This window comes from Nitrospirae bacterium CG2_30_53_67, from assembly GCA_001873285.1.
In the GTDB taxonomy this organism is placed as follows: Bacteria; CG2-30-53-67; CG2-30-53-67; order CG2-30-53-67; family CG2-30-53-67; genus CG2-30-53-67.
Map to the genome: position 1 here is coordinate 18,640 of MNYV01000023.1, position 9,248 is coordinate 27,887.

Consider the following 9,248-nt stretch of genomic DNA (forward strand, 5'->3'; position numbering starts at 1 on the left):
GAACCCTTGAACCCTATGACCCTCGGCCCCTTATGTTTTTAGCGCTTCACTTGACCCCTGGAACCCTTGACCCCTGATATTTTCACCCACTCTTTTGGAGATGATCTTTAATTTCTCTTGCCCCGCGTCTCTTTTTGAGAGATTGCCCCGGCGTTCTTCAGTTCCTCGGCAATCCGTTCCAGCCCCATTTTTCTTGAAGCCTTGAGCAGAATGCGGTCGTTCCCTTTTAGGATTTTCCCGAGTTTCAGCGCGGCATCCTCCCGGCTCGCGCACCTGATGATCCCTTTTGGGTTCATCCCATGGTCTTCCGCCTCCTCTGCAATCCACGCCGAGTGTTCGCCTACGGTGACCAGGATATCCAGGGAGCTTTCTGCAACCAGACGTCCGATGGACCGGTGCGCCTCCTCACTATATCCCCCAAGCTCCAGCATATCTCCGAGCACGGCGATATTCCTCCTGTGAGGTCCCAGACCCTTTAGAGTCCGAATCGCCGCCTTCATGGATTCCGGGTTCGCGTTATAGGCGTCATTGATCACCACGGCGCCGTTTAAGAGACGGAAGGTCTCCCACCTCTGGGCCAGGGGCCGGTAGGAAGAAAGTCCCCGGGCAATGATGGAGAGGGGCCTTCCCAGGACGACGGCGGCCGCGGCCGCGGCCATCGCGTTTGAGACCTGATGCAGGCCCGGAATATTCAGACGGACCTCGCTCTCCTCCCCGCCGTGTTTCAGTCTGAAGCGGGTCCCATCCTCGCCGGTATGAATCTCTTTTGCGGTGACATCCGCGCCTTTTTCCAGACCGAAGGTCATGACTTTGCCTCTGACCCGGCCCCGCATGGCATAGACCCTCGGGTCATCCCGGTTCAAAACAGCCCACCCATCCTCGGCCATCTCTTCGAGGATCTCCCCCTTGGCCATGGCGACCTCCTCTACGGTCCGGAGGGCCATCAGGTGAGCGGCCGAGACATTGGTGATGACCACCACGCCCGGACGGGCGATCTCCCTCAGCCTGCGGATCTCCCCTGTCCCGCTCATGCCGAATTCCAGGACAGCCTCCTCGGTCTCCCCGCCGATCCCGAAGAGGCTGAGGGGGACTCCGATATGATTGTTCAGGTTTCCCTGTGAACGGAAGACGTGATGCCCGATACTCAGAATGCTGTAGATCATCTCCTTGGTGGAGGTCTTCCCATTGGTTCCGGTCACCGCCACAATGGGAATCCTGTACTGCATGCGGTGCGCATGGGCCAGGTCCTGGAGCGCCCTGATGGTGTCCGGAACGGAGATCAGATTCTGCTCCGCTCCCGGCTCTTGAAAAAGGCTTTCACGGAAAGGCGCCCATCCTTCCCGGACCATCACGCCCAGCGCCCCTTTCTTCAGAACCTCTTCGCAGAAATCATGCCCGTCAAAACGGTCGCCGAGGACGGCCACAAAAAGCTCCCCTTTGCGGATGCTTCTTGAATCAATGGAGATCCCGGAGAAGTGAAGGTCTTCCCTTCCTCTCAGCCGTTTCCCGCCCGTAGCCTTTAAGACGTCCGTTGTCATAAACAGCATAGACCCCGTATACCCCGTTACACCTTCTCTTTTGAAACCCGTTGCCTGATGGCTTTCCTCACCTCTTCACGGTCATCAAAGTGGAACCGATGATCCCCGATGATCTGGTAATCCTCATGCCCCTTCCCGGCCACCACCACCAGGTCTCCTGTTCCCGCCTCCTCGATCCCTTGCCGGATCGCGAGACCTCGATCCTCGATGACCGAGACGTCCGAACGCATGATGCCGGCAAGGATATCCCGGATGATCATTGCCGGATCTTCGCCGCGCGGGTTGTCCGAGGTGACGATCACCCTGTCGGAGAGCTCAGCCGCCGCCCTTCCCATCATGGGCCTTTTGCCACGGTCCCTCTCCCCGCCGCATCCGAAGATGGTGATCAGCCTCCCGTTGCAGAGCGTTCTCGCATTCTCAAGGAGGCGCTTCAGGGCGTCGTCCGTATGGGCGTAATCAACCACCGCCATGAATCCTGGGCCTTGAATCTTTTCAAACCTCCCCGGAACACCGGAGACCCTTGCCATCCCTTGAAGGATGACCGGATCCGGAATGCCAAGAGACACCCCCGCAGCCACGGCGCTGAGGATGTTGTAGATGTTATAGGCGCCGATCAGAGGGGAGTTGACCGCCAGTTCCCCTCGAGGGGTCCGGATACGAAAACAAAGACCATGGATCGTGCATTTCGGATCCATGGCCCGGAAATCCGCATCCTGATGCATCCCGAAGGACCAGACCGGTCCGGAACACTCCCTGATCAATCGTCTCCCCCACGGGTCGTCCATATTGATCACGGAAGCCCCGCCGGGTTTTGCATACGCTTCATGGAAGAGTCTTTGCTTGGCCTCATAATACGATTCCATGGTCCCATGAAAATCCAAGTGGTCCCTGGTCAGGTTGGTCAAGACCCTAATATTGTAACGGCACCCGAGAACCCTCCCGAGCGCCAGGGCATGGGATGAGACCTCCATGACGCAGGCCTCCAGCCCTTTCCCGATCATCCGGCTCAGGAGAGACTGCACGCGGAGCGCATTGGGTGTGGTGTTCGGCGCGGGCAGGATCTCATCCCCGATCTCATATCGGAGGGTTCCGATCAATCCCGGTTTCATCCCGGCTTCCCTGAGGATCCCCTGAATCAGCAGGGAGACGGTGGTCTTTCCGTTGGTGCCGGTGATCCCGACCAGGGTCATTTTCTCCGACGGATAACCATAGAAATGCGCGGAAACCCTGGCCAGCGCATCCATGGAATCGGGGACCGTGATCCCTACGGCCCGCCTGAGATTCAGTTTCTTCTCCGAGATGACTGCCACCGATCCCCTCTCTTCAGCCTTGGGCACGTGGCGCAGACCGTCCGTGTGCGCCCCTTTGACGGCAATAAACAGGAACCCGGGCTCCGTCTCCCTGGAATCATCCGTGATGCCGTTCACCTCTATGTTCTCCGTCCCTCCCGTGACTTCGGCGCCGGGAAGGACCTCCAGAAGCTCGTTCAACTGCATGATGCGCTCCCGCTGATCTTCCGTATGGAAACCGGCGCATCATCGGCAGTAGAGATAATCGTCTCCGGCGACTTTTCAGGAGGCACCCTTAAATACCTGAGCGTCCTTTCCGCAATCCTCCTAAAGACCGGCGCAGACACCACCCCCCCGTAATATGAAGAACCTTGGGGCTCATTCAACACCACAATCAGGGCGATTTCAGGATTCTTCGACGGAACCACACCCACAAAAGAAGCCACATACTTATCCTTGGAATATCGCCTGATATTAAAATCGAATTTCTGAGACGTCCCGGTCTTGCCGGCAACCCGGTAGCCGGGAATGTCGGCAAGGGGGGCTGTCCCCTCTTTGCTGACGACCAATTCCATGGAAGAGATCATAAACTCAGCGGTCTTATCGGAGATCACTTTCGTGACCGCCCTCGGCTTATTCTCGAGGATCACCTTCCCCTCCGGGTTGATGACGTGCGAAACCACATAGGGCTGCATCCGGACCCCCTTGTTGGCGATCGCACACACAGCCGTCAGGAACTGGAGGGCCGTGACCGATACCTCCTGGCCCATGGATATGGAGGCCATGGAAAGTCCGGACCATTTGGAGACGGGCCGGAGCATACCTGGTGATTCGCCGGGAAGATCCACCTTGGTCTTCTCCCCGAGACCGAAATTTTTCATGGAGCGATAGAAATCCTTGTCCTTTAATTTTTCGCCGATCTTGATGGCCCCGATATTGCTGCTGAGCTGCAGGATCTGGCTCACCGAAAGCCAGCCGTGCTCATGCGTGTCGTGATAGACCGTGGTGCGGAAATGATAGGCCCCGTTTTCACAGAAAAAAACATCCTGGGGTCTTACCGCTCCTTGGTCAATGGCGGTGGAGAGGGTGATCAATTTAAAGATCGACCCCGGCTCGAAGCTCTCAATGATCCCCCGGTTCTTCCGGTCCTGCGGCCGTGAATCCTGGAACTCGTTAAGATTAATCACAGGATAGCCTGCCATGGCGAGGATCTCTCCTGTAGAGGGGCGCATCATCACCGCCATGCCCGACAGGGCCTGGTTTTCCACCACCGCTTTCTTCAGTTCCTCCTCGGTCATGTATTGGATCACCTTGTCGATGGTCAGAACCAGGTGGTTGGCGCCGGAAGGCTCCACGTAACCCTTGGCCTCGGTCATGATCTTCCGGCGCCTGGCATCCACGCTGGCAATAAACCATCCGGGCTGTCCCTTGATGTCGTTGTCGTACTGAAACTCGATCCCCTCCAGGCCCTGGTTGTCCAGACCGACAAAACCGAGGGGCCCGGAAGCCAGGGTCCGATTCGGATAAAAACGCCTGCTCTCATAAAGAAACGACACGCCATCCAGGTCGGCTTGATCCAGCTTTTGGATGACTTCAGGATTGAGTTTTCTGGCGATCCATACAAACTGTTTTTTCTTCAGGAGTTCCCTCAGAATCTTCCTGCGGTCCTCGCCCGTCATCTTCGCCAGGATGCCGGCCGCGGTCATTTTATCTTTAACCCTCGGAGGAACGGCGTAGACGGAGACCGTATCCACACTGATGGCCAGCTCGCGCATTTTGGCATCGTAAATCGTGCCTCGTTTGGGAACGATCTGCACCGTGCACTTGTGCTGCTTCTGCGCCATATCCTTGAGCATGGCATGATCCCTGATCTGAAGGGTATAGAGCCTGTAGGACACGGAGGCATACCCAAAAGCAAAAACAGCCATGATGATCATGGCCTTGAATCGGTATCGTTTCCCGAAAAAATTCTTCATACACTCCTCTAAACCGCGGCCGAATCCGGTAACGGGGTTTACTTTTTCGCCCTGGCCCTGATTTCCTTCACATAAAAGATCTGATTCGCTGACGGGACCTGCAGCCCCAATTCCTTGCGGGCCCGTTCCTCGACCTTGTCCAGGGAGACCGAGGTATTATATTCCAAAAGGAGCTTCCGTTTCTCCTGGAGAAGCTTTTCCTGGTCCTGTTTCAGCACTTGAATATCATATCCGATTCGGACATACTGCACCCTCTCCCAGACTGCAAAAATCCCGACGAATAGACAGAACAGAACCGCAAACAGATAGGACCAGTGCATCTGCAGCCGGTCGGTCTTCTTCTTGGAAAAGATGTCTATCTTTTGAGACCCGAGCAAAATCCCTGAACTGCTTTTCATGGCTGTCCCTCTATCTTCTCTGCCGCCCTGAGCCTCGCGCTTCGAGCCCACGGGTTGCCTTTAACCTCTTGCGGTGAAGGGAAGAGCGGCTTTTTGGTCATCCGTCTGAGGACGGGTAATTTCCCGCAGGCACAAACAGGCATATCAGGAGGACAGGTACACCCCTTCTCCAGTTCACGGAAGAACTGTTTGACGATCCTGTCCTCGAGGGAATGGAAGGAGATCACACAGAGGCGGCCTCCTGACTTGAGAATCTTCACGGCAGCCTCGATCCCTTTTCGCAGGGCATTCAACTCATCATTGACCGCGATCCGCAGGGCCTGGAAGGTCCGAGTGGCGGGATGGATCCTATATCGCCTTGCGCCGGGAAGGGCTTTTTCAATCAAGCCTGCAAGTTCTCTCGTGGTACGGATCGGACCTTTCTCTCTTGCCTTCAGGATGGCGCCTGCCACCGGCCGCCATCTCTTCTCTTCCCCGTATTCCACAAGGATCTTCCGAAGTTCATCGATCCCTGCGCCATTCACAAGATCATAGGCCGTAGGGACCGGCTCTTCAGGGTTCATCCGCATATCGAGCGGGCCGTCCAGCATAAAGCTGAACCCGCGCAAGGGAGTAGCAACCTGAATCATGGAAACTCCCAGGTCCATCAAAACACCGTCCACTGAATCGAATCCGGCCTCCCGTATGAGCCTGCAAAGATCTCGGAAATTCCCCTGCATGACCCGTACCCTGTTTCTGAAAGGGCTGAGCCTCTCCGAAGCCCGTGCAACGGCCTCGGGGTCCCGGTCGATTCCGATGACCATCCCATCCGGGGAGGATTTCTTGAGCATGATTTCGGCATGGCCGCCGTCCCCGAGGGTTGAGTCCACGTAGAGACCGCCCGGCCTGATATTCAGCATGGATAAAGACTCTTCCCGCATGACCGGTCTGTGTTTTTTCTGCATGTACCATAAACCTTCTTCTTCCCGTCATGGTTTAAACGGCGGTCTTCATCCGATAGGGCGGCGCGCCGAAAGGCATAATGCCCTGCTTGCAAACAGGGCCGCTTAATAGTTCTGAAGCCCGGCTGAGTTCACGGACGCCTTACCCAATCCCTTGAAGCTTTTGCCGTTGATGACCGCGACATCAAGGTCCTGAATCTGCTGGTCCTTCTGAATCTGCTGAATCCCGTTGCAGCAGCTTGTCACGTACTGAAAATCCTTGTATACGCCTACGATTTGAAAGATGTTCTTCAAATACCCGTTGACTCCCGTCAGGGCGAGCTCGCCGCCGGCCTCACGCTGCCGCTCGGCCGCCTGAGATAACCGCCTCAACCCCAGAAAGTTCACGTGATTGACGGCTCCCAAATCCAGAATGAAGAACGTGTACCCTTTGCCGCGGGAATGATCGATGATCCCGCAGATCTGTTCCATGTCGCTCACGTCGATATCACGGTCCAGCTTCAAGATCATGATCTTCACCTTCTGGTTCTTTAGAGTTGCCATGTTCTCCCCTCCCAACCCGGACAAGCCGGAACCTATTTTTTCTTTCAATTCTGGCAGAAATTTTATTTGGTTCTTCTCCCATTTAGTGGGTAAAAAGGGTTCGAGGATTCCAGGGTTCAAGGGGTCAAGTGAAATACTAAAACGCAAGCAAAATCTCCAGAGAAAAACACTGGAACCCTTGAACCCTCAGCCCCTTATGTTTTTAGCGCTTCACTTGACCCCTGGAATCCTTGACCCCTTGACCCCTGATGTCTTCACTCACTCTTTTGGAGATGATCCTTTTATTTATAAATTACTACAAACCGAGCTGCGTGAGCGCCTCTCCCAAATCCTGTGACTCTTGAACCAAGGCCTCATGCTCCTCTTGCCGTTTCTTATCCCAAATCTCGATCTTTTTGAACATACCGATCAGAACCGCATCTTTGGACAGACCGGCATAGTCCCGCAAATCCTGGGGGATCAGGATCCTTCCCTGTTTGTCAATGGCGCACTCAGCGAGTGAACTTAAAACCATTCTCAAGGTATCTTCCTGCGCCTGGTTTCTATACTGCTGGCTTTTTGACTTTTCGAAGGTAATCCATTCGGACAGGGGATAGGCGCGAAGACACCGGTTGTATTTCACCACAATCAGTTTTTCCTCGTAGTTGTTGGCAAGGACTTCCCGAAACTTGGCCGGGAAATTCAGCCGTCCCTTGGCATCAATGGTATGATTAAACCTGCCCCGGAACATCTATCCTCCACAAGATCCCACTTCACCCCACCAATGAGCGCAGTATACCCACCTGACTCGCACAATGTCAAGGAATTTATTGAAATTTTTTTGGCTTGGATAGACATCCGATTTGAAAAATCTTTCATGAAAAAACAGTTTGACAAAAAAATAGAAATCCATGATCAATATATTGTGTATGAATTTTTTCTTGGTGGATATATGGCATGAGCAGGGGAACCCTGCTTGCAGGAAAAAATATGGATCAACCCGTGGTAAAAAGTGGGAGGAAAATTTACCCCGTTACTTTTCCAGGAACCTTTCCAAGGTGTATTGTTTGGACCGGGATACGGCTTCATTCATGGAGCAGCCGAGCGCAAGATATCCGCAGAGGGCGGACGAAAAAATGCAGCCGCTTCCGTGAAGTTCTTTAGCCGCCCTGGGTCCCGGAAACGAGACAAAATCAATTCCGTCGTAAAGAAGGTCCATAGGATCCCCTGAGCGATGTCCTCCGGTGACAATCACGTCCCGGGGACCGAGGGCCTGTATGGACTTGCACATCCTTCTGATCCATGAATCCTCTTCCTCATCAGGAGAGCGATCCATCCCGCTTAAGATCCCGGCCTCGGAGAGGTTTGGGGTGACCGCTGCGGCAAGCGGGAAGAGGGCATCCATCATGACGGAGACGCCCTCTTCATTCAAGAGGGGAACCCCGTTCGAAGAGCGAATGACCGGATCGATCACCAGAATCCTGGGGGGGAACCGTTTCAAAAAATCCACTGTAATACGAACATGGTCCGCAGAAACAAGCATCCCTGTCTTGACCGCATCGATCCTGAAATCGCTGAGCACGGTTTCAAGCTGGAGGGAAAAGGCCTCCGGGGCCACGGGAAAGACCCCTCGGACGCCTTTCGAATCCTGGGCCGTAATCGCGGAAATCACGGAGAGTCCGTACAAACCAAGGGCATGGAATGTCTTGAGGTCGGCCTGGATCCCTGCCCCGCCCGTGGGGTCTGATCCGGCAATGGTGAGAACGATCTTATTTTGCACCGGCTCTACACGCTCCTTCTCCCTTGAATTCAATCCGGTTTAAAATCATATCCATGGGAACCTGAAAAATCAAGCAGGAAGAAAGCCGGCCTAAGAAAGGGATCGCGGTGTTGGGCATTATTCCCATCAAAAATGGAGATTTGAACTTGACAATAGGGCATAGGATAGGGTAAATTGAAATCATTCAGATAATTTTTGGGGCATACCATGGAATTTCGTCCTGCTGTTGTCGTTCATTATAAAAGTGGCGACATCAAAAAAGGGTATACCAGAAACTTCGCATTCTTCCGCAATACCTTTGACCTCACCGAAGTGGACAGCAAGACCCAAGAAGAGCTGCAGGCCACGCAAGTACAGGTTGAGGATCTCAAGGCGGTCTTCTTTGTAAAGAACCTTGACGGAAACCCTGATTATCATTCCCAACCCGATTCCGTTCCCGAACGGCACGGCTTCGGAGACCGCGTGGAGATCACCTTCATGGACAACGAAACCATGATCGGCTACACCCCGAGGTACAGGGAAAACAACAACGGATTCATCCTCTATCCGGCCGACCCCAAGATCAACAATGATATCGTCGCTGTGATCCGTTCCGCCGCACAAATCATCAAGCCGGAGCAGAAACATTCCTTTTTCTATCTTTAAACAGGTGACGAAGACACAGCCGTAGATTCCCGGCCACGCTCTTTTTGCTGTTCATGAGGTAAAGTCTCCGGCCGAATAAAAAAATCTCATCCATCAGCCGGATGGTTTCCGGAGGATCCGAGCCCCGGCGTTCCGCACGGAGTTTCAATTCCTCCTCAA

Annotated in this window: 10 protein-coding genes; 1 reads left to right on the forward strand and 9 read right to left on the reverse strand. The window is 54.3% G+C overall.

The window, feature by feature from the left end; translation table 11 throughout:
• Positions 1 to 107 precede the first annotated feature (107 nt).
• The 9 genes from AUK29_01295 to AUK29_01335 form a co-directional block, all read right to left on the reverse strand.
• Positions 108 to 1,547: a hypothetical protein gene (locus tag AUK29_01295; GenBank protein ID OIP66211.1), complete on the reverse strand. Its 1,440-nt coding sequence runs from the start codon at positions 1,545 to 1,547 to the stop codon at positions 108 to 110.
• Between the two features lie 17 nt (positions 1,548 to 1,564).
• On the reverse strand, positions 1,565 to 3,034 hold the full coding sequence (locus tag AUK29_01300; protein OIP66212.1) for a UDP-N-acetylmuramoyl-L-alanyl-D-glutamate--2,6-diaminopimelate ligase: 1,470 nt from the start codon (positions 3,032 to 3,034) through the stop codon (positions 1,565 to 1,567).
• Entirely contained in the window at positions 3,025 to 4,764 is a 1,740-nt protein-coding gene (locus AUK29_01305; protein ID OIP66224.1) for a hypothetical protein, read from the reverse strand. Before AUK29_01305 ends, AUK29_01300 begins: the two co-directional genes overlap by 10 nt.
• Before the next feature lie 77 nt (positions 4,765 to 4,841).
• The gene (locus AUK29_01310) at positions 4,842 to 5,201 is read right to left on the reverse strand and encodes a hypothetical protein (GenBank protein OIP66213.1); all 360 of its coding nucleotides are present in this window, start codon (positions 5,199 to 5,201) and stop codon (positions 4,842 to 4,844) included.
• Positions 5,198 to 6,145 (reverse strand): 16S rRNA (cytosine(1402)-N(4))-methyltransferase, encoded by a 948-nt coding sequence (locus AUK29_01315; GenBank protein ID OIP66214.1) that lies wholly within the window; start codon positions 6,143 to 6,145, stop codon positions 5,198 to 5,200. The genes AUK29_01310 and AUK29_01315 overlap by 4 nt, the downstream gene beginning before the upstream one ends.
• Positions 6,146 to 6,247: 102 nt before the next feature.
• Positions 6,248 to 6,733, reverse strand: coding sequence for a hypothetical protein (locus tag AUK29_01320; protein OIP66215.1), 486 nt, complete (start codon positions 6,731 to 6,733; stop codon positions 6,248 to 6,250).
• 247 nt (positions 6,734 to 6,980) lie between these two features.
• Positions 6,981 to 7,415 (reverse strand): division/cell wall cluster transcriptional repressor MraZ, encoded by a 435-nt coding sequence (locus tag AUK29_01325; GenBank protein OIP66216.1) that lies wholly within the window; start codon positions 7,413 to 7,415, stop codon positions 6,981 to 6,983.
• Positions 7,416 to 7,697: 282 nt separating this feature from the next.
• A complete protein-coding gene (locus tag AUK29_01330; protein ID OIP66217.1) occupies positions 7,698 to 8,444 on the reverse strand; it encodes a bifunctional hydroxymethylpyrimidine kinase/phosphomethylpyrimidine kinase in 747 nt (248 codons plus the stop codon).
• Positions 8,445 to 8,473: 29 nt separating this feature from the next.
• Positions 8,474 to 8,653, reverse strand: a complete 180-nt coding sequence (locus AUK29_01335) for a hypothetical protein (GenBank protein ID OIP66218.1) — start codon at positions 8,651 to 8,653, stop codon at positions 8,474 to 8,476.
• Here AUK29_01335 and AUK29_01340 point away from each other — a divergent pair.
• Positions 8,652 to 9,089 carry a hypothetical protein gene (locus tag AUK29_01340; GenBank protein OIP66219.1) on the forward strand — a complete coding sequence of 146 codons (438 nt, stop codon included), beginning with the start codon at positions 8,652 to 8,654 and terminating at the stop codon, positions 9,087 to 9,089. The genes AUK29_01335 and AUK29_01340 overlap by 2 nt on opposite strands.
• The last annotated feature ends 159 nt before the right edge of the window (positions 9,090 to 9,248 follow it).

Excerpts from the sequence above, each read along its gene's own strand:
- AUK29_01295 (OIP66211.1), bottom strand. The coding sequence starts at position 1,547 with ATGCTGTTTATGACAACGGACGTCTTAAAGGCTACGGGCGGGAAACGG.
- AUK29_01300 (OIP66212.1), bottom strand. The coding sequence starts at position 3,034 with ATGCAGTTGAACGAGCTTCTGGAGGTCCTTCCCGGCGCCGAAGTCACG.
- AUK29_01305 (OIP66224.1), bottom strand. The coding sequence starts at position 4,764 with ATGATCATCATGGCTGTTTTTGCTTTTGGGTATGCCTCCGTGTCCTAC.
- AUK29_01310 (OIP66213.1), bottom strand. The coding sequence starts at position 5,201 with ATGAAAAGCAGTTCAGGGATTTTGCTCGGGTCTCAAAAGATAGACATC.
- AUK29_01315 (OIP66214.1), bottom strand. The coding sequence starts at position 6,145 with ATGCAGAAAAAACACAGACCGGTCATGCGGGAAGAGTCTTTATCCATG.
- AUK29_01325 (OIP66216.1), bottom strand. The coding sequence starts at position 7,415 with ATGTTCCGGGGCAGGTTTAATCATACCATTGATGCCAAGGGACGGCTG.
- AUK29_01340 (OIP66219.1), top strand. The coding sequence starts at position 8,652 with ATGGAATTTCGTCCTGCTGTTGTCGTTCATTATAAAAGTGGCGACATC.
- AUK29_01335 (OIP66218.1), bottom strand. The coding sequence starts at position 8,653 with ATGGTATGCCCCAAAAATTATCTGAATGATTTCAATTTACCCTATCCT.